The following is a 24,270-nucleotide window of genomic DNA, read 5'->3' as shown; positions in this document are numbered from 1 at the left end:
TTCTTCAGCGCGGGTTGACATGCAGGTATTTGCCTGCATAACGTTTACCGCGTGGACAAGGTGTTCAAGGCCCTCGCCGACCCGACCCGGCGCTACCTGCTGGACCGGTTGCACGAGGAGAACGGCCAGACGCTGGGTGAGCTGTGCGCACGCGTGGGCATGACCCGCCAGTCCGCCACCCAGCACCTGGCCGTCCTGGAGGCCGCGAACCTGGTCAGCACCGTCCGCCGGGGCCGGGAGAAGCTGCACTACCTCAACCCGGTGCCGCTGCACGAGATCCAGGAACGGTGGATCGACAAGTTCGAGCGCCCCCGGCTGCGGGTGCTCGCCGAGGTCAAACGACGAGCGGAGAACGCGATGAAGCCCGAGTTCGTGTACGTGACGTACATCGAGAGCACGCCGGAGAAGGTCTGGGAGGCCCTCACCGACCCGGACACGACCGCGGCCTACTGGGGGCACCGGAACGTGTCGGACTGGCAGGTCGGGTCGACGTGGGCGCACCGGCGGGTCGACTCGGACGTGGACGACGTGGTGGGCGAGGTGCTGGCGAGCGACCCGCCGCACCGCCTGGTGACGACGTGGCGGGACCCGGAGGACCCGCGGGAGTCGTCGACCGTCACGTTCCTGATCCAGCCGTACGAGGGCATCGTGCGGCTCACCGTGACCCACGAGAACCTGGCCGACGAGGCCGAGCGCGCCCAGGCGGCGGCCGGGTGGGCGGCGGTGCTGTCGAACCTGAAGTCGTTGCTGGAGACCGGGCGGACGCTGTCCGGCATCCCGTGGGAGATGCCGCAGTGACCTGCGCGGTCTAGGTTTCACGGCGTGGTGTTCGCGATCTTCGGCCTGGTGTCGGCCGTGTTCTTCGTGCTGGGGGTGCGCCGCGACCGGCGGCGGGTCGCCAACGCCGTGTGGCTGGGGTTGACGCTGGTCGCGGCCCTGCTGTGGCTGTTGACCAAGGACGACCTGCCGTGGTGGCTGGACGACCTGCTGGGGTGGGCGGTCGCGGTGGCCGTGCTGGGGTGCGGGCTGGTGCTGCCGATCGCGCTGATCGGGAACGGGCTGCTGATGCTCCGGCGCGAGGGGCGTGCGCTGGGGAACCTGTTGTCGCTGCTCGCGGGCCTGGCGGTGGTCGGGCTGGTGGTGATCTTCCTGCTGGCCCTGGACGACCCGCGGACGTGGGTGCACGCCGTGGTGGGGTCGCTGGTGATCGTGTCGGCGTACCTGGCGTTCCTGTTCGTCAGCCTGCTGCTGTACTCGGTGCTCTACGGCAAGACCGGCCGCCGGACGGGCTTCGACGCCGTGGTCGTGCTCGGCTCGGGCCTGCTCGGCGACCGCGTCCCACCACTGCTGGCGTCCCGGCTGGACCGGGCGGCGCAGCTGTACCGGCGGGAGGTGGCGGCCGGTGGTGCGCCGGTGATCGTCGTTTCCGGTGGTCAGGGGGCGGACGAGGCCGTCTCGGAGGCGCTGGCGATGCAGCGGTGGCTGGTGGCGGCGGGCGTGCCGGCGGAGGCGGTGCTGCTGGAGGACCGGGCGACCACGACCGAGGAGAACCTGCGGTACAGCCGGGCGGTGCTGGACTCGGCCGGGCACAGCGGCCGGACCGTGGCGGTGACGAACAACTACCACGTGTTCCGCACGGCGGTGATCGCGCGGAGGTTGCGGCTGAAGATGGGCGTGATCGGGTCGCGGACGGCGTTCTACTTCCTGCCGAGCGCGTTCCTGCGCGAATTCGTCGCCATCCTGACCCGCAACCCGGTGGCCCACACCCTGGCCGGCGGGTTGCTGGTCAGCCTCTACCTGCTCCTGCTCTACTAGCCCGCAAGCAGCGCCTCCTCGCCGGAGGCGTTGGGGCCGAACACCGCCGCGACCGGGAGCAGGCTCCCGCCGATGTTCGGCGCGGGTCGGGCCTCCTCGCGGTCGCGGTCGGCGACGACCATCGACAGTTCGACCGGGTCGAGGATCGAGCGGTGTTCGCCGACTCGAACCGGATCAGCTAGCCCGCTGAGCGCTGGCCGGTGGCCAGTTCGTGGCGCATGAGGTCGTCGAGGGTGAAGGTGCCGGTGGGCTGGTCGTCCTTGCCCAGCAGGTACAGGCGTTTCACGGCCACCAGGATGCCCTCGGCCACGACGTCCCGGAACGCGGGCGTCGCCAGCCGTGCCCGGTCCTGGTCGTTGGTCAGGTAGCCGACTTCCACGCGGACGGCGGTGCACTTGGTCATGCGGAGCATGTCCCAGGTCTTCGGGTGGGTGCCGCAGTCCAGCATCCCCGTCCGGGCGACCAGTTCCCGCTGGATGAAGCCCGCCAGGGCCTCGCCGACCGTGGAGGACGTGCCGTTGCCGGTGCCGTAGTGGAAGCTCGCGACGCCGTTGGCCAGCGGGGACTTGTTGCCGTCGCTGTGCAGGGACAGGATCAGGTCGGCGCCCGCCTCGTTGGCGAAGCGCGCCCGCTCGCTCTCGTCCGGGCAGTTGTGCGGACCGCGGGTGAGCAGGGCTTCCATGCCGGTCGCGGCCATCTTGCCCTCGAGCAGGCGGGCCAGGTCCAGCATGACGTCGGCCTCGGACACGCCACCGACCACGACACCGCGGTCCTCGCCGCCGTGGCCGGGGTCGATGATGATCCGCTTGCCGGACAGCCTCGGCCCGGCCTTGCGGACCCGCTCCTGCTCGCGCAGGAACACCGGCCGGCCGCCGCGGACCTTCGGCTGGAGCTGGCGCAGCGCCCGCACCGTGTCCGGGCCGCACATGCCGTCCACGATCAGGCCGTAGTCGCGCTGGAAGCTGCGCAGCGCCTGCTCGGTCTGCTGCCCGAACTCGCCGTTGGGCCGACCGGCGTCGTAGCCCAGTTCCAGCAGCCGCTCCTGGAGGGCGAACACGTCGTCGCCGGTCACCGGCTGGGACATCAGGTACGCCAGCGGCCGGTCGCCGAGGCGGTAGGTCGCGTCGCGCAGTGCGCGGTAGGTGGCGGGGCCGACGACGCCGTCGGTGATCAGACCCCGTTGCTGCTGGAACGCGCGCACGGCGTGCTCGACCGGCAGGTCGAACACCTGAGACGGCTGCGGATCGGACAGCAGGCCGAGCCGGGTCAGCGTGGCCCTCACCTCGGCGACGTCCGGACCGAAATCCCCGCGGCGGAGTAGCAGCATGTACCCCTCGTTCACTAAGGCGTCGACAGCCGCCGACGCTGAGGTTGACGCCCTATTGTGCCTTGCCTGAGCCGATGCTCCTCGCTGGGCTACTGCGAGTGGTTACCCACCCACAAAAGCGTGACCCGTCCGTCTCACCGTGAAGACGGACGGGTCACGCTTCGGGTTGCACTCAGCCGAGGTAGTCGGCGAGGTCGTTGAGCAGCGCGGCCTTCGGCTTGGCGCCGACGATCTGCTTCACCGGGCGGCCGCCCTGGAAGACGATCAGGGTCGGCACCGACATGATCTGGTAGTCCCGCGCGATCCCGGGGTTGGCGTCGATGTCCAGCTTCGCCACGGTGATCTTCTCGGCGTTCTCCGCCGCGATCTCCTCCAGCACCGGGGCGACCATCTTGCACGGGCCGCACCAGGTGGCCCAGAAGTCGACCAGGACCGGCTTGTCGCTCTGGAGCACGTTCTCGGTGAAGCTGTCGCTGCTGGTCACAGCGACGGTGGCGCCTGCCATGTTCTCTCCTCTGGTGGCGGGAAACGTGGGGATGTGCTGGGGGATGTCAGTCGGCGGAGTCGCCGTAGCCGCCGCCCACGAACTCGGGCGTCAGGTGCGCCTCGGACGCGCCGTGCTCGGCCAGCCAGCGCTCCGCGTCGATCGCCGCGGCGCAGCCGGAGCCGGCGGCGGTGATGGCCTGGCGGTAGGTGTGGTCGACCAGGTCGCCGGCCGCGAACACGCCGTCGAGGTTGGTGTAGGTGCTCTGCCCCTTGACCTTCACGTAGCCGTCTTCGTCCACGTCGACCTGGCCGCGGACGAGGTCGCTGCGCGGGTCGTGGCCGATCGCGAGGAAGAACCCGGTGAACGGGTGCTCGGTGATCTCACCCGTCCGGGTGTCACGCACCTTGAGGGCGGACATCGTGCCGCCCTCGCCGACGACCTCGACGGCCTCGGCGTTGAGCAGCCACTTGATCTTCTCGTTGGCGCGGGCGCGCTCCAGCATGATCTTCGACGCGCGGAACTCCTCGCGGCGGTGGATGACCGTGACCGACCGGGCGAAGCGGGTGAGGAACGTGGCCTCCTCCATCGCCGAGTCGCCGCCGCCGACCACCGCGATGTCCTGGTCGCGGAAGAAGAAGCCGTCGCAGGTGGCGCAGGCCGACACGCCGCGGCCGAGCAGCTCCTGCTCGCCGGGGATGTGCAGGTAGCGGGCCGCCGCGCCCATGGCGAGGACGACCGCCTTGGCCGCGTAGCGGACGCCGTTGGCGGTGACGTACTTGACGTCGCCCTCCAGCTCCAGCCGCTCCACGTCCTCGGCGCGCAGCTCGGCGCCGAACCGCTTGGCCTGCTCGCGCATCTGCTCCATGAGGTCGGGCCCCATGATGCCGTCGCGGAAGCCGGGGTAGTTCTCGACTTCGGTCGTGGTCATCAGCGCGCCGCCGTACTGCGAGCCCTCGAACACCAGCGGTTCGAGCTGCGCGCGTGCCGCGTAGACCGCCGCGGTGTACCCGGCGGGCCCCGATCCCACGACGATCAGGTTCCGAACGTCCGACACCCTCGACCTCCGTTTGTCGTGACAGGCGTGGGGCCTGCACTTGTGCTCAACGGATCGTAGGGTGCCGCAATTCCTGATCTGCGGGGTGAGGTGGGCTACTGCGTCACGGCGTGATCTGGCTGGTCGCGAGGACGCCGTTCGGGTTGTCCGGGCCGCAGGTGTCCGGGTCCAGCACGACGATCTTGAACGCGCCCGGCTTGCCGCCCGGCAGGATCGCCATCACCGCGTCCTTGCCGTCCAGCGTGATCGGGCTGACGCCCAGCGGCTTGGCGCTGGCGATGTTCGCGCCCTGGAGGCAGCCGGCCAGCTTGTCCTGGTTCTCCAGGGGTCCGTAGTTCTGCGCCTTGAGCACGTCGCCGAAGACCGGGCCGAAGTCGTTGCCCTTCACCGCCAGTGGACGGTGGGTGACCGGGGTGTTCGAGGTCGGCTGGGCCACGTTGTCGCCGGGGTCGGACGTCGGGGTGCCCTGGGTCGAGACGACCACCACGCCGACCGCGACGGCCGCGGCGGCGAGGAGACCGGCACCCCACCCGAGCTGCTTCTTCCGCCGCCGCGCGGCCAGGTCGACCACCGGGGCTACGTGCTCGGCGGCCGGCTGGTGCGTCGGAGCGGGCGAGGCGCCGGCGCGCCGGAACTCCTCTGCCAGCGCCGCGTCGATCCGGTCCGCGACCTCGCGCGGCACCGGGATCGGCGGCAGGTCGCGCAGGTCGGCGACGGTCGCGTCGAGCGCGGCGAGGATCTCCCGGGCCTCCGGGTCGTCGGCCACGGCCGCCCGCAGCTCGGCCTCGTCCTGCGGGTCCAGCACACCCGCGTGCAGGTCAGCCAGCAGGTCGACGGACCACGGCGGCCCTGAACGCCGCACATTGCCGGTCATCGTTCCTCCAACTGACGTCCCTGTTGCACCTGCACATCGCTCATTGGGACGTTCGCATCTGCACTCTGGTTCCGGAGGTGCCCGAGAACTTTGGCCAGCTTCGCGCGACCCCGGGCACACCGCGACTTGACCGTGCCCTCGGCGATGCCCAGCAACTGGGCGGTTTCGGCGACCGAGTACCCCTCCACGTCGACCAGGACGATCGGCGCCCGTTGCTCCTCCGGCAGCTCGTTCAGCGCGGCCTGCACGACCAGCCGCGTCTCCCGCTCGGCCATCGCGTCCCGCGGCGCGACCGGCTCGCCGGGCCCGGCCTCGGGCAGCGGCACGGTGGGTCGGGTCTGCCGCCTGCGCATCCGGTCAAGGCAGGCGTTCACCACTATTCGGTGCAGCCATGTCGTGACCTGGGACTCCGCGCGGAAGCTCGCGGCGGCGCGGAAGGCGGAGATGAACGCCTCCTGCAACGCGTCCGCCGCCTCTTCGGGGTCGCGCAACGTGCGCAGCGCGACGGCCCACATCCGGTCCCTGTGCCGTCTGACCAGCTCCGAGAAGGCGTGCGGGTCACCCGCGGCGTGTGCCGCGATGAGGTCTGCGTCCGAGCTGGCTGCGGCGGTCACGCGGAAGAGCGTATCGGCACTCCCCTGTGACGTTTCGATCACCCGTTCGGCGCAGTGTCGATCACTGGGCGCGGGTGTAGAGGAGTTCCGCGATCTCGGACTTGTGGTTGCGGCCGCCGCCCGCGAGCTTCGTCACCCACACCAGCACGTGTTGCGTGGCTTCGTGCTCACCCAACTGGATCTGGGTCTGGCCCGGCGACAAAGTGGCCGTCGCGATGACCTTGGTCTCCTCGAGCGGGGCGTTCTCCGCGGCCGCCACGCGGATCTCGACGACCGTGCCCTCACTCGGCGAGGTGATCGTGACCGACGCCAGCTTCACCGGCTCGGCGAACGAGGCCATCAGCCCGATGCCCGGCTTGAGCGCCGGGAACGGCTGGAAGTAGTTCTCCGTCTGCCACACCGTCGCCGGGTTGTTGTCCACGGCCCGGTTGGCGCGGTTGGCGTTGTCCGGCTGGTTCGTCACGTCGTAGACGCCGATCGACGCCGGCTGCACCGGGCCCGCGGGGGTCGGCGCGGGTGGGGCGGGCTGGCCGGAGGTGGCGGGGGTGGTCTGGCCGATCACCACCGTGGGGCCGCCGCCCTTGGTGGGTTCGTCGCTGAAGAAGCTGACGATCTGCACGCCCAGCCAGACGATCACCGCCAGGGTGGCCGCGGCGAGCACGGCCACGCTGATCCACAGCTTGCGCTTGTGGTCCCGGCCGCGCTGGGGGCGCTGGGTGGTCCACACCGCGCCGTCGTCCTCGGGGTGGACCGGCTCGATCAGGGCGGTCTGGGCCTCGGACTCGGCGATCTGGTCGAGGACCTGGAGGATCGCGGCGGACGTGCGGATGCCGCCGACGCTGGTGTCCTCCAGGGACCGCACGGCCACCGACGACAGCTCGTGCGGCACGTACGGGTGCAGCGTGCTCGGGGCGACGACGGAACCGTCCGGGCCGGTCGGGGCCACCGGCACGCCCTCCGGGCCGCCCGGCAGCGCCCACCGGCCGGTGAGCAGCAGGTACAGGATCGCGCCCAGGCCCTTGACGTCGTCGCGGGCGATCGCGTCCGGTCTCGGTCCGGGGAACGCCAGCCGCAGCCGGCCGTCGGAGGTCACCCGGATGCGCTGGGGGTGGTCCGCGCCGAGGACCAGGCCCGCGTGGTGGGCGCCCTCGATCGCGGCGCCGAGGGGTTCGAGCAGGCGGGTGGCGGCGCCGGCGGGCAGCGGGCCCTCGGCGATCAGGTCCATCAGGTCGGTGCCCTGGGTCCACTCCGCCACGACGATGCCGAGGATGCCCTCGTCCAGCTTCACGCCGGTGCCGGGGGTCAGGACGTCGATCACCCGGGACACGCCCGGATGGGTGAAGCTGGCCGCGTGGGTGGCGCGTTCGGCGGTCCGCTTGGCCCGCGCCAGCGCCTGCTGGTCGGCCGGGTCGCCGACCAGGACGGTCAGGGCGACGTCCCGGTTGAGCTGGCCGTCGCGCGCCCGCCACAGCTGGGCGTCGCAGCGCTGGTCGACGCCGGAGGAGGCGAGCAGCCGGTAGCGGCCGTCGCCAATGACCCCGCCGGGCACCAGCGAGGTGTTCTGGATCGGGCCGCTGCTCACGCGCCCGAGCGTACGGGACTCGGCTCTGTCGGCACGTTCACCGCCGCCGCACCAGACGGCTGATCCTGTCCACCACGGGCTTCACCTCGGGTACCCGGAACACCGCCATCAGCAGGAAGCTCAGCGGCAGTCCCACGATCGTCAGCACGGTCATCTCCACCCAGGCGGTCGCGACGGGACCTTCGGTGCCCAGCAGCCGGACGGCGAGCCACGCCGCCCCGGCGGCCACCCCGAACCCGAGGGCCGACGCCACCACGCTCAGGCAGATCGTCCACGCCGTGTACCCGGTCCGCAGCCGGCCCAACCGGATGCGCAACCACAGCTGCCCCACCAGGCAACCCACGACGAAGCTCAGCGACATGGCGACCGACACGCCCACCGCCAGCTTCTCCGGCGGCGAGATCGCCAGGAACGCGTACAGCAGCCCGATCCGGACCACGACGATGATCGCCTGGATCAACGTGGGCGTCCGGGCGTCCTTGAGCGCGTAGAACACCCGCAGCTGCAACAGCGTGATCGCGTAGGGCACCAGCCCGAACGCCGACAGCGCCAACGCGGTGCCGATGCGCTCGCCGCCCACCACACCCGACTCGCCCCACGAGAACACCGCGAGGCCGATCGACACGCCGGCCACCGTCATCAGCGCGCTGAACGGCATCAGCATGATCGACGACATCCGGTTGCCGAACGCCAGGTCGCCGACCAGCGCCCCGGTGTCGTGCGCCGCCGCCGCGCGGGACATCTTCGGCATCAGGGCGGTCAGCAGCGAGACGCCCAGCACGCCGTAGGGCACCTGCGCGACCAGCCACTGGTAGTTGTAGACGGTGATCGCGCCCTCGTCGTGGGCCGCGACCCGGGTCAGCACGACCATGCTCACGAACCCGAGCGCCACGTAGAGCAGCACCCAGAACGCCAGCCCGCCGAACTCGGCGAGCCGCCGGTCCCAGCCCCACCGCCAGCGGAACCGGAAGCCGGTGCGCCGCATCGCGGGCACCATCACCGACGCCTGCACCGCCACGCCGAGCATCGTGCCCAGGCCCAGGACCAGCAGCTTCGGCTCGCCCATCCGGACCGGGTCGAGCGAGATCTCACCCGGCACCAGCCAGTACACGCCCAGGGTCAGGATCACCACGACGTTGTTGAGCACCGGCGCCCAGGTGGGCAGGCCGAACACGTGCCGGGTGTTCAGGATCGCGCCGAGCATCGCGGACAGGCCGTAGAAGACGATCCCGGGGAGCACCAGGTAGGCGAACGCCGTGGTCAGCTCGGGGTTGGCCTTGTCCGAGCCGCCGATGAACAGCGCGGTCAGCAGCGGCGCGCAGAGCAGCGCGACCAGCGTGCCGACGCCGAGCAGGACCACCGACATGGTGATCAGCCACTGCGCGTAGCCCTCGCCGCCGTCCGGGTCCTCCTTCTCGGCGCGGACCAGCAGCGGGATGGCCACGCTGGTCAGCACGCCGCCCAGGAGCAGCTCGTTGATCATCGTCGGCAGCGTCGTGGCGACCTGGTAGGAGTCGTTCAGGACGGTCGTGCCGACCAGCGTGACCAGCAGCAGCTTGGCCAGCAGGCCGGAGACCCGGCTGACGATCGTGGCGATGGCCATCGAGCCGGAGGCACGCGCCACCGACGGGGGCTTCTGCTGCTCGACCACCGTGCTCGTTCCGCTCAACTCGCGCTCGACCTCTCCGGCCTGACCGCTTCCGGCTGCCCGGGGCCTGCTGTGCTCGGCACCGCCGCCGCGGACTTCGCCGCGCGCGCCCGCCGGTAGATGCGCCGGGCGGACAGCAGCACGAGCAACGCGCCCGCGAGGGCGGTGATGACGACGGTGATGGTCCCGTACGCGGACGACGACACCTCCAGCCGGGCCCGTTCGCCCAGCTCGACGCCGTCCGGCGTGGTCAGCCGGACGTGCACCGGGAAGCGGCCGGACCGCAGCACCTCGACCGGCACGGTGAGCTGCCGGTCGCCGCGGGCCGGGAGGACCACGTCGGGCTGCTGCTCGACCAGGATGCCGGGGGTGTCCTCGACCAGGATGCGCACGGTGACCCGCACGTCGAGCCGGTTGCGGATGGTCACCGGGATGGGGCTGTCGCCCGAGGCGAGCAGGATCGGGCTGCTCGGCTCGGACACGGTGACCTGGCCGCGCAGCCCGTCGAGCTGCTCGCGGCCGGTGTCCAGGGTGGCGCGCGCGCCGGACTCGTTGCCCCGCCACGACCCGGACACCGCGCGCAGCAGGTTCAGGCGCATCGGCTCGACGAGGTCGTTGGGCTTGGTGGACTCAGCGTCCTGCTGGGCCATCGCGCCGAACAGCTGCTGGAGCTGCTGCCAGGTCGCGGACACGTCGGCGGTGACCGCGGGCGAGACCTCCCGCGCGCCGGACTCGACCGGGTAGCTCAAGCTCGCCCGCTGCTCGGGCGGGGTCGCGCCGAGCAGGGTCGGCAGGCCCACCGGCGTGGCGAACCCGGACCCGACCAGGGACTTCGTCTGCTGGAGGAACGTGTCGACCTCGCCGGTCGGCGCGTTCCAGCGGCGCGGGGGCGTGACCACCAGGTGCCGGCCGGCGCCCTGGAACGCGGTCCGGTAGACCAGCGCGGCCAGCGCGTTCTGCACCGACACCGGGCGGCTCTCGGCGGGCGTGGTGATGCCGGCGGTGACCTGGTTCGGGCCGCCGCGCAGCGCGTCGGACACCATGTCGTCGATCCGGACGGCGGTCACCGGCTTGCCGCCGGGCGCGTCGAGGCGGACCGGCGCGGTGCCGGCGGTGCCCGCGACCGCGGACTGGTCGACCACCAGCGAGGTCACGCCCAGCGCGGTGAGGTCGGCGAGGGTCTGCTCGTCCACCACGCCGTCCTCGGGCCACGCGAGGCCGGCCTGGGCCTGCACGTCGAGGACCTGGCGGACCACGTCGACGCCCTTGCCGGCCAGCGCGGCCAGGTCGGTCAGCCGGGCCCGGGACAGCGCGACCAGGTCGGCGTCCGCGTCCGGCAGCGCCACCACGCACCGGCCGCCGGCGAGCAGCTTCAGCCGGGACAGCCACAGCTCGGCCGCGCCGGAGCCCTTGCCCGCGCCCTGACCGCGCACCTGGTAGCCCTTGGCCATCGCGGACACCGTGCGCAGCAGGTCGGGGTCCACGGCCAGGCACACGGCCGGTCCCAGCGGGCCGTCCAGCGCGGACTCGTACGCCATGAGCAGGCCGTACAGGCGTCCGCCGAGCGCGAGGGAACCGGCCAGCTCGTCGTCGGCGAGCACCGGTTCGAGGCCGCCGGAGATCATCCGGGGGCGGTCCACCAGGGGCCACAGCAGGGTGATCTTCGCCGGGTCGGCGGGCGCGCCGAGCGGGCTGCCGCCGGGGACGCCGAGCACCGGCAGCAGGGTGCTCAGCGCGACCAGGCGGGCGCGTCCGCCGTCCTGCGGGCGGCCGTTGATGTTGGCCAGGACCGGGTAGATGCCGGGCTGGTCGATCTGCAGCGAGGTGGTGCCGGTGCCGCGGACCGGGACGGTGAGGGTGAACGGCTTGCTCTCGTTCTCCCCCAGTTCGTCCACGATCGGGGTGAACCAGGGCTGGACGAACTCGGCGTCGGTGGGTTCGCGCAGGGCGCGGCGGACGGCGTCCTCGGACTCCAGGGCCTTGCCGCGCTCCAGGCGCAGCTCCAGGTCGAACAGCGGGCGGTCGCCGATGTTGACGACCTTGCCGGTGATCGTGACGGACTCGGTGTCGGCGGTGACGACGCGGGGGGTGAGCGCCTCGATGTCGAGCCGGAGCCGGGCGGGCGCGTTCTGGCCGGGCTGGCTGGACAGGGCGCGGGTCGACCAGACCTGGGTGGCGGGCGCGGGCTTGACCGGGATGCGGCCCGCGATCACGCCGCCGACCGGGCCGGGTTGGGCCGGGGACAGCGCGCCGTCGACCTGGCCGCCGGGTTGGCCTGCGCTCTCGGGTTGGCCCGCGGTCTCGGGCTGAGGGGCGGTCTCGGGTTGGCCGGTGGCGCCCGGGTGGGCCGGGGCGGCGCCGTCGACGGGCGTGGCGAAAGCCGGCGAGCCGGTGAGCAGGAGCCCGGCCGCCGCTAGAGCGGACAGCAGCCGTTTCACGCGCGCTCCGCCCCGTCCTCGGCCGTGTGGCCTCCGGCCCCCGAGTCGATCATCTCACGGGGCACCGACAGTTCTCGCGGCGCGGTCCGTTCGCGCGACAGTTCGCGGGGCACCGGGAACTCGGTGCGGGCCGCGTTGACCAGGTCGGGCAGTTCGGACCCGGCGAGCAGGTCGACGGCCCGGCGCACCAGCCGCCGCTCGTCCGCGTAGGCGAGCCGCTCGTCCAGTTCGCCAAGGGGCACCCACGCCACCTCGGTGACCTCCACGTCTTCGTCGGACAACTCGCCGCCCAGCGCTTCGAGGAGGAAGTGGTGGACGGTCTTGTGCACCCGGCGGTCCTCGGCGACGAACCAGTAGTCGATCGAGCCGAGGGGCCGCAGGACCCTGCTATGGATACCCGTCTCCTCCGCGACCTCGCGCACCGCGGTCTGCTCCGCGGTCTCGCCGGCCTCGATGTGGCCCTTGGGCAGCGACCACAGGAGCCTGCCACGTCGGTCGAGCCGGCCGATGATCGCCGCCGCGCCGCGCAGGCGGTCGAGCACGAGGCCGCCCGCCGACGTCTCGTCCACCGTCTTCAGGCGGCGGCCGCGACGTCGGTTCCGACGCCTCGGCTTGGGACCGCCGGAGCGACCGGACGAGTGGGGCATGACCTGATGGTAGTCACGTACCTTGATTACCGGTCGTGACCCCGGCGTTGCCCGAAGTAACGGATATCGTCGCATGCTTGACTTAGACGACTTGACTTAGGACCAAAACCCTCGCTGATAGAAGGCTGGCCTTTCGTGTCCGGATCGAAGCTGTCCCCAGATGACGTCGTGGAGCTGCTCAGCGCGTTCCCCGTCGCCGACGAGCTGGCCGAGCGGTTCGCCGCCGCGGGGCACCGGCTCTACCTCGTGGGCGGCAGTGTCCGTGACGCGCTGCTGGGCCGGCTGACCGGCTCCTACGACCTGGACTTCACCACCGACGCCCGGCCGCCGGCGGTGGAGAAGCTGCTGTCCGGGTGGGCCGAGGCGGTGTGGGACACCGGTATCGCGTTCGGCACGGTCGGCGCGGCCAAGCGCGGTCTGACGCTGGAGATCACCACGTTCCGCGCGGACACCTACGACGGCGTGACGCGCAACCCCGAGGTCACCTTCGGCGACACCATCGACGGCGACCTGGTCCGGCGCGACTTCACCGCCAACGCGATGGCGTTCGACCTGGTCGCGCGCGAGCTGGTGGACCCGACCGGCGGTCGCGCGGCGCTGGCGGAGCAGGTCCTGGACACGCCCGCGACGCCCGAGCAGTCGTTCTCCGACGACCCGCTGCGGATGCTGCGCGCGGCGAGGTTCGTGTCCCAGCTCGGGTTCCGGCCCGCGCCGCGGGTGGTCGAGGCGATGCGGGCGATGGCGGGCGAGCTGTCCCGGATCACGCCCGAGCGGGTGCAGGCCGAGCTGTCCAAGCTGCTGACCGGCGCGTTCCCGAAGGCCGGCATCGAGCTGATGGTGGAGACGGGGCTGGCGGACGTCGTGCTGCCCGAGCTGCCCGCGATGAAGCTGGAGATCGACGAGCACCACCAGCACAAGGACGTCTACCACCACTCGCTGGTCGTGCTGGAGCAGGCGATCGACCTGGAGGACGGGCCGGAGCCGGACCTGGTGCTGCGGCTCGCGGCGCTGCTGCACGACATCGGCAAGCCGGACACGCGGAAGTTCGAGGAGGGCGGCGGCGTCTCGTTCCACCACCACGAGGTGGTCGGCGCGAAGATGGCCCGCAAGCGCTTGCGGGCGCTGCGGTACTCCAAGGAGGTCGTCGAGGACGTCTCCCAGCTGGTGTACCTGCACCTGCGCTTCCACGGCTACGGCTCCGGCGAGTGGACCGACTCGGCGGTGCGCCGGTACGTGACCGACGCGGGTCACCTGCTGCCGCGCCTGCACAAGCTGGTCCGCGCCGACTGCACCACGCGCAACAAGCGCAAGGCCAACACGCTCCAGCGCACCTACGACGAGCTGGAGCGCCGGATCGCCCGGATCGCGGCCGAGGAGGACCTGCGCCGGGTGCGGCCGGACCTCGACGGCAACGAGATCATGAAGCTGCTCGGGCTGCCGCCGGGGCCGTTGGTCGGCAAGGCGTGGAAGTTCCTCAAGGAACTGCGGCTGGACCGCGGTCCGCTGGACCACGACGAGGCCGTGGCGGAGCTGATGGCGTGGGCGCGTGCCGAGGGGATCGACGTGCCCGGGTGACTCCTGGTGAAACAATCACCCGCTTTCCGTTAGCCAAGTGACAGGCGGTTGCGACACCATGACTGTGTGCGTCGGGGGCAGGCGCACATTTGGGGGTGGTGTCGAATGAACGCTTGGGGGTTGTCCACAGAAGGGGGCGCTCGGGCGGACGGGCTGGCGGTGCTGACCGACCACCAGCGGGCGGTGCTCAGGTGTCTGGCCAGGGGGTTGGCCGACCACGAGATCGCCCGCGTGCTGGCGGTGACGCAGCGCCAGGTCGGTGTGGTCGTCGGCGAGATCCTGCGGGCGCTGAACCTGCGCGACCGCATGGCGGCCGTGGTCTACGCGCACGAGATAGGGATGATCCGGCTACCGGTGCCTTATGGCGTGTGAGTGCGGCGGTTCAGCGCCAGGAAGCCGGTGATGCCGAGCAGGTAGGCGACGGTCGCCGCGACGACCAGGCCGGGTGACCGGCCGTCCAGGGGAACCACCGCCGCGGCGACCGCGACCGCCGCCACCTGCGTGGCGTTGAACAGCGTGTCGTACAGCGCGAACACCCGGCCGCGGACCTCGTCGCCGATGTCGTGCTGCACGGCCGCGTCCACGCACAGCTTCACCACCTGGCCCGCGAAGGTCAGCAGGAACGACGCGGCCAGCGTGGTCGGCAGGGTCATGGGCAGGCCGAGGCCGAGCTGGGTCGCGGCGGCCAGGCCGAGCGCGCCGCACACCGTGCCGCGCCGGCCGAGCACGTCCACGACCCGGTCGGTGACCAGGCCGGCGACGAGGATGCCCGCGCCGCCGAAGACCGCGACCTCGCCGAGTCCCGCGAGGCCCGCCCGGAACGGGCCGAAGTCGGTGAACGAGTTGCGCATCAGCAGCAGCGTGATCAGCAGCGACATGCCGAACGCGGCGCGGTGGGAGAGCAGGGCGAGCAGCGCGGCGGACACGCTGGGCGCGTGCCACGCGGCCCGTCCGCCGTCGACCAGGCCCAGCGCCACGGCGGTCACCGTGCGGGACGGTTCGTCGACCTCGTCGGGGCCCAGCACGCCGCGCGCGAACCGGGACGCCAGGAACGCGGCGGTCAGCGAGCCGACGACGGCGAACGCCGTGGTCGACGCCGAACCGCCGTCCCCCGCGCCGAGCAGTTGGCGCAGCCCGACCGCGCAGGCCGCGCCGAGCACGGCGGTCAGCGCCCCGAGGGTGGTGACGAAGGCGTTGGCCTCGACCAGGTGGTCGTCGTCCACCACGTGCGGGAGGGACGCCGACAGGCCGGAGCCGACGAACCGGCTCACCCCCGTGACGAACAGCGCGGACGCGTAGAGCGGGACGCCGTCCAGGCCCAGCCCCACGGCGGCGGCCGTGAGCAGGATGAACGCGCCCCGGGTGAGGTTGGCGACGACCAGGACGCGGCGGCGGTCCCACCGGTCCAGCAGGGCGCCCGCGAACGGCCCGACCACGGAGTACGGGAGCAGCAGGACCGCGAACCCGGCGGCGACGGCGAGCGGGTCGGCGTGCCGCTCCGGGTTGAACAGCACCGCGCCCGCGAGACCGGCCTGGAACAGACCGTCACCCCACTGGGCCGCGAGCCGGGAGGCCAGCAGCCTGCGGAAGTCGGCGACGGCGAGGAGCTTCCGGATTCCGAGGTGGTGCTTTGCCGTGGTCCCGGCAGTGGTCACGCCACGAGCCTATGCCTTGGGGTGGGCCGCTCGGGTGAACGGTCGGGGGAATCAGGGGCGTGAGTGCCACGAAGGCCGGACCCGTGACGGATCCGGCCTCCCTGGCGCCAGGTGCCCGGTCGCCTCTCGGCGGATTGCGCTTCGCGGCTCCAGCCGTGCGGTATTCCGCGAAGGCGGTTTGTGTTGGGCCCGGGGGACTCGATGGCACCTGACGGTCACTGCAACGAACACGGTAACCCGGATGTTCCGCTCCGGGTGTGATGTGCGTCGTCTGGGATCATGGGCCGGTGCGCCCTGATGCCGAAGTCGAACCGGGTTCCCTGCTGGTCGCGGCACCGAGCCTGACCGACCCGAACTTCCGCCGCACCGTGGTCTACGTCATCGACCACCGCGGCGAGGGCACGCTGGGCGTGGTCCTGAACCGCCCGAGCGAGGTCGCGGTGCACGACGTCCTGCCCGCGTGGGGGCCGCACGTGTCCCGGCCGCAGGCGGTGTACATCGGCGGTCCGGTGGAGCAGAAGACGGCCCTGTGCTTGGCCGCGTTGCGGGCCGGCGAGGACCACGGCTCCCTCGAAGGGGTGGTCGGCGTGCACGGACCGGTGGCGTTGATCGACCTGGATTCGGACCCGGACGCCCTGGTCCCGAAGGTGCGCGGGTTGCGGGTGTTCGCGGGTTACGCGGGGTGGGGCGAGGACCAGTTGGCGCGCGAGATCGACCGCGGCGACTGGATCGTGGTGCCGGGCCTGCCCGACGACGTCCTGACCCCACCGAACACCGACCTGTGGGGCCGGGTCCTCCGCCGCCAGGGCATGCCCACCGCACTGCTGGCCACCTTCCCCATGGACGTCCGCCGCAACTGACGGCCCACCGTGTCGTACCCCGCTGGAAGAATGAGCCCCAGGGGGCGCTCGAACCGGATTGTCGTACCCCCGCGGGACAATGGAGACGGGGGCCGGAGGCCGCGGCCGTGAAGCAGAAACGGCCCGGACGGTGGTGGGCGTCCGGGCCGTGAACTCTTGTCGGTCAGGCGCGCTGGAGCACGCCGCACGCGCCGGCGCAGGCGCAGCCGCCGCAACCCGCCGGCTCCGGTGCGGGCATGGCCTCGGCGGCCCGGTGGGCCACGACGCCGCCGGCGGCGGCGATCACGAGGGAACCGACCAGGCCCAGCAGACCGACGACCAGTGCCGTCTCCGGGTTCAGGAGCACCGCCACCGCGCTGAGCAGGGCGATCGCGCCCGCCACGGCGGTCGGCACGGCCGCCACGCGGTTGGCCATCGCGAAGGTCTCGTCGTCGCGGAGGGTGGCCGCGGTGCGGACGCCGAAGAACCGGTTGCGGCGCAGTTGGCCGCGCAGACCCAGCACGCCGGTCGTCCCGAACGCCACGCCGACCAAGCCCAGCACCACGAGCAGCACGATGTTCACCCTGTCGAGGGTAGGCGCGTCCTTCGATCAAGGTCGAACCAGGTCCTCCGAACGTGGTCACCCGAAGTGGGAGTTCCGGTGCCGGCCGACCGGGCGGCAGGGTCGAACCCGTGATTACCCGCTCACTCCTGGTCGCGGCGGCCCTCGTCGCCGCGCACGCGACGACCGCGCACGCCACGCCCGAGGTGGGCTTCCTGGGCCACCACGTGCTCCCGCACGAGCTCCAGTACGCCGGAACCACCGTCGGCGGCCTCTCCGGCATCGACCGCGACCCGGAGACCGGCGAGTACGTCCTGATCAGCGACGACCGGTCGAACATCAACCCCGTTCGGGTGTACACGGCCAGGGTGGCCGTCGACGGGGTGGCGATCACCGGCGTCCGCACGCTCACCAACCCGGACGGCGTCCCCTACCCGCCGAACGCCGTCGACCCCGAGGACGTCCGCGTCGACCCGCTGACCGGCCAATACTGGTGGAGCCAGGAGGGCAACCGGTCGACCACCGTCGTCCAGCCGTCCATCGAGCGCAGCGAACGCGACGGCTCCTACGCCGGGCAACTCCCCCTGCCCGCGAACTACGCGATCACCGAGAACGCCGGCCCGCGCGGCAACCGGGCGCTGGAGGCGATCACGTTCGACCGCACCGGCTCGCTGCTGACCAGCGTCGTCGAAGGTCCGCTGGTGCAGGACGGCGAGGAGTCCACGGTCGACCGCGGCTCGGTCGCCCGCCTGACCGTGCAGAACCGCTCCGGCGACGTGCTCAGCCAGCACGCCTACCCGCTGGAACCCCTGTTCGCCGCGCCCGAACCCGGACCGTGGGGCCCGGACACCGGCGTCCCGGGCATCCTCGCCGACCCCCGCAACCCCGGCCGTTACCTGACCGTCGAGCGGTCCTGGGTGCCGGGCTCCGACTACGAGGTGCGGCTGTTCGAGATCGACGTGCGGGGCGCGACGAACGTGGAAGAAGTGGCCTCCCTCGTCGACGCCGACTACAAGCCCGTGCGCAAGCGCCTGCTCGCCGACCTGTCCGACTTCCCGCTGCCGGTGATCGACAACGTCGAGGGCATCGCCTGGGGACCCCGCCTGCCGTCCGGCGCGCGCACGGTCGTGCTGGTCAGCGACGACAACTTCGCCGCCGAGGAGTTCACCCGGTTCATCCTGCTTGCGGTCCGCTGATACCGTGGAGGCATGAGCACGGCCCGCCTGCTCCTTATCTAGCCGCGCGGACCCGCACGAAAGGGTCGGCGCGGCAACCCCTCATGCCCATCGGGGCTGGGGGGTTTCGTCATGTCAGGGGCCGGCAACCGGAAGGGACTACCCAGATGAGCACCGACGCGGCGGCTGAGACGCCCGCCTTCCGCTACACCGCCGCACTGGCGGGGGAGATCGAACGGCGGTGGCAGCGCGAGTGGGAGGAGCGCGGCACGTTCCACGCGCCCAACCCGGTCGGCCCGCTCAAGGGTGACGTGCCCGCGGACAAGCTGTTCGTGCAGGACATGTTCCCGTACCCGTCCGGCGCCGGGCTGCACGTCGGCCACCCGCTGGGCTTCATCGGCACCGACGTGTTCGCCCGCTACCACCGGATGACGGGCCGCAACGTCCTGCACACGATGGGCTTCGACGCGTTCGGCCTGCCCGCCGAGCAGTACGCCGTGCAGACCGGCCAGCACCCGCGCAAGACCACCGAGGACAACATCCAGACCTACCTGCGGCAGATCCGCCGGGTGGGCCTGGGCCACGACGAGCGCCGCCGGATCTCCACGATCGACCCGGCGTACTACAAGTGGACCCAGTGGATCTTCCTGCAGATCTTCAACTCCTGGTACGACGACAAGGCCAAGAAGGCCCGGCCGATCGCCGAGCTGGAGGCCGAGTTCGCGCAGGGCAAGCGGTCCACCCCGGACGGTCGCGGCTGGTGCGAGCTGACCCGCGCCGAGCAGCAGAAGGTGCTGGGCGGCTACCGCCTGGCCTACCTGTCCGAGGCGCCGGTCAACTGGTGCCCCGGCCTGGGCACCGTGCTGGCCAACGAGGAGGTCACCGCCGACGGCCGCAGCGAGCGCGGCAACTTCCCGGTGTTCCGCCGGTCGCTGCGCCAGTGGATGATGCGGATCACCGCCTACTCCGACCGCCTGATCGACGACCTGGACCGGCTGGACTGGCCGGAGAAGGTCAAGTCGATGCAGCGCAACTGGATCGGGCGCTCGCACGGCGCGCGGGTGAAGTTCGCCTGTGGGGACACCGACATCGAGGTCTTCACCACGCGCCCGGACACGCTGTTCGGCGCGACCTACATGGTGCTGGCGCCCGAGCACCCGCTGGTGGACGTCATCGCGACCCCCGAGCACGCCGAGGCGATCGAGGCCTACCGGCGCGAGGTGGCCCGCAAGTCCGAACTGGACCGCCAGGAGAACAAGGACAAGACCGGCGTCTTCACCGGGGCGCACGCGGTGAACCCGGTGAACGGCAAGGAGATCCCGGTCTTCGTCGCGGACTACGTCCTGATGGGCTACGGCACCGGCGCGATCATGGCGGTGCCCGGCCAGGACCAGCGCGACTGGGACTTCGCCAAGGCGTTCGACCTGCCGATCATCCGGACCGTGCAGCCGCCCGCCGACTTCGAGGGCGAGGCGTTCACCGGCGTCGGCCCGGCGATCAACTCGGGCTTCCTGGACGGCCTGGACGTCGACGAGGCCAAGAAGACGATCATCGCGTGGCTGGAGGAGCAGGGCCGCGGCGAGGGGACCGTGCAGTACAAGCTGCGCGACTGGCTGTTCTCCCGCCAGCGGTACTGGGGCGAGCCGTTCCCGATCGTCTACGACGAGGACGGCGTGCCGGTCGCGGTGCCGGAGTCGATGCTGCCGATCGAGCTGCCCGACGTGGACGACTACTCGCCGCGGACGTTCGACCCGGACGACGCGAACTCCGAGCCGTCGCCGCCGCTGTCGCGCGCGGAGAACTGGGTCGAGGTCGAGCTGGACCTGGGCGACGGGCGCAAGAAGTACCGGCGCGAGACCAACACCATGCCGAACTGGGCCGGTTCCTGCTGGTACCAGCTGCGGTACGTGGACCCGACCGAGGACAGCCGGTTCGTCAACGCCGAGAACGAGCGCTACTGGCTGGGCCCGCGCACCGAGGAGCACGGGGCCGACGACCCGGGCGGCGTCGACCTGTACATCGGCGGCGTCGAGCACGCGGTGCTGCACCTGCTGTACGCGCGGTTCTGGCAGAAGGTGCTGTTCGACCTGGGCCACGTGTCCGGCGACGAGCCCTACCGGCGGCTGTTCAACCAGGGCTACATCGAGGCGTACGCCTACACCGACGCGCGCGGCGTGTACGTGCCCGCCGAGCAGGTGGAGGAGCGCGACGGCAAGTACTTCTTCGAGGGCGAAGAGGTCAAGCGCGAGTACGGCAAGATGGGCAAGAGCCTGAAGAACGTCGTCACGCCGGACGACATGTGCGACCGGTACGGCGCGGACACGTTCCGGCTGTACGAGATGTCGATGGGCCCGATGGACGTGTCCCGCCCGTGGGCGACCAAGGACGTCGTTGGCGCACAACGGTTCTTGCAGCGCCTGTGGCGCAACCTGGTCGACGAGGAGACCGGCGCGCTGCGGGTCACCGACGAGGAGCCGACCGAGGAAGCGTTGCGGCTGCTGCACAAGACGGTCGCGGGCGTGCGCGAGGACTACGCGAACCTGCGCTACAACACGGCGGGCGCGAAGCTGATCGAGCTGAACAACCACGTGACCAAGCACCACCCGGGCGGCGCGCCGCGCGCGATCGCCGAACCGCTGGTCCTGCTGCTGGCCCCGCTGTGCCCGCACGTGGCGGAGGAGCTGTGGGCGAAGCTGGGCCACGCCGAGTCGCTGGCGCACGGGCCGTTCCCGGTGGCCGACGAGAAGTACCTGGTCGAGGACACCGTGGAGTACCCGATCCAGGTCAACGGCAAGGTGAAGGCCCGCGTGGTCGTGCCCGCGTCGGCCGGGCAGGACGAGGTGAGGGCCGCCGCGCTGGCCGACCCGAAGGTGGCCGAACTGGTCGGCGGCGGTGAGCCCCGCAAGGTGATCGTCGTGCCGGGCCGCCTGGTCAACGTGGTGCTGTAGCAACGCTGGAAGGGGCCGCTCCCGACAACGGGGAGCGGCCCCTTTCGTGTCTGCGGGTCAGTCGGTGAAGCCCATCTCGGCCAGGATCTCGCGGAGCATCGAGTCGAACATGGGCTCGGGGTTGCCGATGGCGAACGGGAAGCGGCCGAAGACCTCCAGCGCCACGTGGCCGTAGAGGCGGACCCACGACTGCGTGATGTGGTAGACGGCGGTCAGCGGCAGCACCTCCGGGTCCACCGGCACGCCCTGCGCGGCGACCGTGTCGAGCAGCACCCGGCGGAAGGCCTCCAGGTCGGCGTGCAGGCTCTCCGGCACGTCGGTGTGCGGTGGCGTCGGCGCGGGATGGCTCGCGATGAGCCGGCCCGCGACCTCCAGGAAGATCCGGCCGAACTGGTCACCGACCTGTTCGCGCTGGTCGGGGCTGCACACGCCGAGGGTGTCCTCGGTGCTGGCGAACACCAGCGCGAACTCCTGCGGGTGGGCCAGCGCCCACCGGCGGAAGCCCCGGCACACCGCGTAGACCTGCGCGGCGACGTCGTCGGACGCGATCACCGCGAGGTCGGCGTCGAGTTCGACGGCGAGGTCGGTGCAGATGTCGTCGGCGAGCCGGCGGAGCAGGTCCTCGCGCGAGTCGTAGTACCTGTAGAGGGCGGGTGCGGTGATGCCGAGTTCCCGGGCGATGGCACGAAGCGTGACAGCATCGCGACCATGCGACACCAACAGGGCACGTGCTTGCCGCCGGATGTCGCGCTCCGTCTCGGCCCGGAGCCGTTCGCGGCGCGTGGCCTCGGTCATATGTCACCCCATCGGGTTGTAAACGGTGTTCACCGGGCGTACGGTCGGGCGGGGATCTCAGTGAACGGTGTTTACGAAGTTCACGCCATTCACGCCACCGTAACGCATCAGCCTGGGAGGACGCTTTGTTCGCGAAGTGGGGATCGCTGGCGTACCGCCGCCGATGGGTGGTGTTGATCGCGACGGTGGTGCTGGCCGTCGCGGGCGGCGTGTGGGGTCTGGGGGTCTTCGACAAGCTCAGCCAGGGCGGCTACGACGCCCCGGACAGCGAGTCGGCGCGCGCCAACAAGGTCGCGGAGCAGGCGTTCGGGCGGACCGGCGGTGACGTGGTCGTCGTGTACGACACGGTCGACCCGGCCATGCTGCAGAAGATCGACAACCAGCTGTCGGGCCTGCCGTCCGACGCCGTGCTGACCGTGCAGGACCCGTTCCCGTCGGCCGAGGCGGGCAAGTCGCTGGTGGCCATCACGCTGCGCGGCAGCGACTCCAACACGCACGTCAAGCAGTACGAGCAGATCAAGGACCAGTTGCACGTCGACGGCGTCAACGAGGTCGTGGGCGGGTTCATCCCGACCCAGAAGGCCATCAACGACATGTCGTCGTCGGACCTGGCCACCGCCGAGGCCGTCTCGCTGCCGATCGTGCTGCTCCTGCTCATCGTCATCTTCGGCGGCCTGGTCGCCGCGTCCCTGCCGGTGCTGGTCGGCGGGCTGGCGATCATGGGGTCGCTGGGCGTGCTGCACGCGATCTCGCTGGGCGCCGAGGTGAACTCGTTCGCGGTCAACGTCGCCAGCCTGCTCGGCCTGGGCATGGCCATCGACTACGGCCTGTTCATCGTCGGCCGGTTCCGCGAGGAGATTGCCGCCGGCCGCACCCCGGAGCAGGCCGTGCGGCGGACCGTCATGTCCGCCGGCCGCACGGTCGTGTTCTCGGCGACGCTGCTGGTCATCGCGCTGTCCGGGCTGCTGCTGTTCCCGCACGGCTTCCTCAAGTCGCTCAGCTACGGCGGCATGTCCGCGGTGGCGATCGCCATGGTCGTGTCGCTGACCCTGCTGCCCGCGCTGCTGGGCATCCTCGGCCACCGGGTGGACAAGCTGGCCATGCCGTGGCGCAAGAAGGGCGAGCCGTCCGAGCGCGGCTGGCGCAAGCTCGCCGGCGTGGTGATGAAGCGGCCGGTGCTGTTCGCGCTGCCGATCGTCGCGGTGCTGGTGGCGCTGGGCGCGCCGTTCCTCGGCGTGAAGTTCGGGCAGGTCACCGAGAAGGTGCTGCCGGAGGGCAACGCGGTGCGGGTCGCGGCCGAGTCGATCAACAACGACTTCCCCGGGCTGGCGTCCGGCAGCATCAAGATCGTGATCACCGGCGACCCGACGCCTGCGGACGTGCAGGCGTTCGCGACCCGGGTCGGCGCGGTGCCCGGGGTCGGCGAGGCGGTCATCGCGGCCGAGCCGAAGAACGGGGTGTGGCTGGTCAACGCCGGTCTGGACGTGGACCAGCTGTCCGACGAGGCCAAGCAGGCGATGAAGGACGTCCGGGCGCTGGACGGGCCGGGTGACGAGGTCCTGGTCGGCGGCAACACGGCGGTGGTGTCGGACAGCCTGGACGCGGTGCGCGCCGAGCTGCCGTGGATGGTGCTGATGCTGGTCGGCGCCACGTTCCTGCTGATGTTCCTGGCGTTCGGGTCGGTCCTGCTGCCGCTCAAGGCGGTCGTGGTCAGCGCGTTGTCGCTGTCGGCCACGTTCGGCGTGCTGGTGCTGGCGTTCCAGGAGGGCCACGGCGCTTCGCTGCTGGGGGTCACGCCGGGGCCGCTGGAGTCGGGGATCGTGGTGCTGATGGCGGCCATGGTGTTCGGGCTGTCCACGGACTACGAGGTGTTCCTCATGTCCCGCATGGTCGAGGCCCGCGGGCGCGGCGCGTCCACGGAGGAGGCGGTGGCGACGGGGCTGGCCAAGACCGGTCGGGTGATCACGGCGGCGGCGTTGCTGCTGATCGTGGTGACCGGGGCGTTCGCGTTCTCGCAGGTCGCGATGATGCGGTTCGTCGGTGTGGGCATGATCCTGGCGCTGGCGCTGGACGCCACGGTCGTGCGGATGCTCCTGGTGCCGGCGGTGCTCAAGCTGTTGGGCGGGGCGGCTTGGTGGGCGCCCGGGCCGTTGAAGCGGATCCAGGAGCGGATGGCCATCCACGAGGAGGCGCCGCCGGTGGAGGACGAGCGGGTTCCCGCGCGGGTCTAGTCGC

At 71.6% G+C, this 24,270-nt stretch carries 20 protein-coding genes and 1 pseudogene; 8 read left to right on the top strand and 13 right to left on the bottom strand.

All coding sequences use genetic code 11. The features are described 5' to 3' along the window. The first annotated feature begins 51 nt into the window (after positions 1-51). Positions 52-798: a metalloregulator ArsR/SmtB family transcription factor gene (locus RIN75_RS02100; protein WP_309110006.1), complete on the top strand. Its 747-nt coding sequence runs from the start codon at positions 52-54 to the stop codon at positions 796-798. A gap of 24 nt (positions 799-822) precedes the next feature. Next, complete coding sequence (locus tag RIN75_RS02095) at positions 823-1,815, top strand: YdcF family protein (RefSeq protein WP_309110005.1); 993 nt, start codon at positions 823-825, stop codon at positions 1,813-1,815. On the opposite strand, the gene RIN75_RS02090 is transcribed toward RIN75_RS02095, so the two are convergent. The 10 genes and pseudogenes from RIN75_RS02090 to RIN75_RS02045 form a co-directional block, all read right to left on the bottom strand. Beyond that, complete coding sequence (locus RIN75_RS02090; protein ID WP_309110004.1) at positions 1,812-1,937, bottom strand: hypothetical protein; 126 nt, start codon at positions 1,935-1,937, stop codon at positions 1,812-1,814. The two genes, RIN75_RS02095 and RIN75_RS02090, sit on opposite strands and share 4 nt — an antisense overlap. Positions 1,938-1,993: 56 nt before the next feature. Then, on the bottom strand, positions 1,994-3,142 hold the full coding sequence (locus RIN75_RS02085; RefSeq protein ID WP_309110003.1) for an N-acetylmuramoyl-L-alanine amidase: 1,149 nt from the start codon (positions 3,140-3,142) through the stop codon (positions 1,994-1,996). Positions 3,143-3,314: 172 nt separating this feature from the next. Continuing rightward, positions 3,315-3,647 (bottom strand): thioredoxin, encoded by a 333-nt coding sequence (trxA, locus tag RIN75_RS02080; RefSeq protein ID WP_309110002.1) that lies wholly within the window; start codon positions 3,645-3,647, stop codon positions 3,315-3,317. 46 nt (positions 3,648-3,693) lie between these two features. After that, positions 3,694-4,683 carry a thioredoxin-disulfide reductase gene (gene trxB / locus RIN75_RS02075; RefSeq protein WP_309110001.1) on the bottom strand — a complete coding sequence of 330 codons (990 nt, stop codon included), beginning with the start codon at positions 4,681-4,683 and terminating at the stop codon, positions 3,694-3,696. A gap of 103 nt (positions 4,684-4,786) precedes the next feature. Continuing rightward, the gene (locus RIN75_RS02070; protein ID WP_309110000.1) at positions 4,787-5,557 is read right to left on the bottom strand and encodes a hypothetical protein; all 771 of its coding nucleotides are present in this window, start codon (positions 5,555-5,557) and stop codon (positions 4,787-4,789) included. Next, on the bottom strand, positions 5,554-6,171 hold the full coding sequence (sigM, locus tag RIN75_RS02065) for an RNA polymerase sigma factor SigM (RefSeq protein ID WP_309109999.1): 618 nt from the start codon (positions 6,169-6,171) through the stop codon (positions 5,554-5,556). The genes RIN75_RS02070 and sigM overlap by 4 nt, the downstream gene beginning before the upstream one ends. 61 nt (positions 6,172-6,232) lie before the next feature. Next, positions 6,233-7,753 (bottom strand): protein kinase family protein, encoded by a 1,521-nt coding sequence (locus RIN75_RS02060; RefSeq protein ID WP_309109998.1) that lies wholly within the window; start codon positions 7,751-7,753, stop codon positions 6,233-6,235. Positions 7,754-7,790: 37 nt separating this feature from the next. Then, positions 7,791-9,422: a murein biosynthesis integral membrane protein MurJ gene (murJ, locus tag RIN75_RS02055; protein ID WP_309109997.1), complete on the bottom strand. Its 1,632-nt coding sequence runs from the start codon at positions 9,420-9,422 to the stop codon at positions 7,791-7,793. Further along, positions 9,419-11,839 (bottom strand): DUF6049 family protein, encoded by a 2,421-nt coding sequence (locus tag RIN75_RS02050; RefSeq protein WP_309109996.1) that lies wholly within the window; start codon positions 11,837-11,839, stop codon positions 9,419-9,421. The genes murJ and RIN75_RS02050 overlap by 4 nt, the downstream gene beginning before the upstream one ends. Before the next feature lie 161 nt (positions 11,840-12,000). Then, a pseudogene (locus RIN75_RS02045) lies at positions 12,001-12,486 on the bottom strand (NUDIX hydrolase); the annotation flags it as partial. A 135-nt stretch (positions 12,487-12,621) separates the two neighbouring features. Here RIN75_RS02045 and RIN75_RS02040 point away from each other — a divergent pair. Both RIN75_RS02040 and RIN75_RS02035 read left to right on the top strand, forming a co-directional pair. Then, entirely contained in the window at positions 12,622-14,061 is a 1,440-nt protein-coding gene (locus RIN75_RS02040; protein WP_309109995.1) for a CCA tRNA nucleotidyltransferase, read from the top strand. A 105-nt stretch (positions 14,062-14,166) separates the two neighbouring features. Further along, entirely contained in the window at positions 14,167-14,433 is a 267-nt protein-coding gene (locus RIN75_RS02035; protein WP_309109994.1) for a helix-turn-helix transcriptional regulator, read from the top strand. Here the strand turns inward: RIN75_RS02035 and RIN75_RS02030 are convergent. Further along, positions 14,421-15,716, bottom strand: coding sequence for an MFS transporter (locus RIN75_RS02030; RefSeq protein WP_309109993.1), 1,296 nt, complete (start codon positions 15,714-15,716; stop codon positions 14,421-14,423). The two genes, RIN75_RS02035 and RIN75_RS02030, sit on opposite strands and share 13 nt — an antisense overlap. 260 nt (positions 15,717-15,976) lie before the next feature. On the opposite strand from RIN75_RS02030, the gene RIN75_RS02025 reads away from it, so the two are divergent. Then, positions 15,977-16,576: a YqgE/AlgH family protein gene (locus RIN75_RS02025; RefSeq protein WP_309109992.1), complete on the top strand. Its 600-nt coding sequence runs from the start codon at positions 15,977-15,979 to the stop codon at positions 16,574-16,576. Positions 16,577-16,739: 163 nt separating this feature from the next. Here RIN75_RS02025 and RIN75_RS02020 read toward each other — a convergent pair whose 3' ends face one another. After that, the gene (locus tag RIN75_RS02020) at positions 16,740-17,138 is read right to left on the bottom strand and encodes an SdpI family protein (protein WP_309109991.1); all 399 of its coding nucleotides are present in this window, start codon (positions 17,136-17,138) and stop codon (positions 16,740-16,742) included. 110 nt (positions 17,139-17,248) lie between these two features. Between RIN75_RS02020 and RIN75_RS02015 the strand changes: the two genes are divergently transcribed. Beyond that, a complete protein-coding gene (locus tag RIN75_RS02015) occupies positions 17,249-18,313 on the top strand; it encodes an esterase-like activity of phytase family protein (RefSeq protein WP_309109990.1) in 1,065 nt (354 codons plus the stop codon). A gap of 146 nt (positions 18,314-18,459) precedes the next feature. Beyond that, positions 18,460-21,240 (top strand): leucine--tRNA ligase, encoded by a 2,781-nt coding sequence (leuS, locus tag RIN75_RS02010; RefSeq protein ID WP_309109989.1) that lies wholly within the window; start codon positions 18,460-18,462, stop codon positions 21,238-21,240. Between the two features lie 57 nt (positions 21,241-21,297). Here the strand turns inward: leuS and RIN75_RS02005 are convergent, their stop codons facing one another. Next, a complete protein-coding gene (locus tag RIN75_RS02005) occupies positions 21,298-22,035 on the bottom strand; it encodes a TetR/AcrR family transcriptional regulator (RefSeq protein ID WP_309109988.1) in 738 nt (245 codons plus the stop codon). Positions 22,036-22,160: 125 nt separating this feature from the next. Between RIN75_RS02005 and RIN75_RS02000 the strand changes: the two genes are divergently transcribed. Continuing rightward, a complete protein-coding gene (locus tag RIN75_RS02000; protein WP_309109987.1) occupies positions 22,161-24,266 on the top strand; it encodes an MMPL family transporter in 2,106 nt (701 codons plus the stop codon). Positions 24,267-24,270 lie beyond the last annotated feature (4 nt).

Origin of the sequence: Saccharothrix sp., from assembly GCF_031180885.1 — a bacterium.
Classification (GTDB): domain Bacteria; phylum Actinomycetota; class Actinomycetes; order Mycobacteriales; family Pseudonocardiaceae; genus Actinosynnema.
This window is presented reverse-complemented; position numbering and strand designations above follow the sequence as displayed.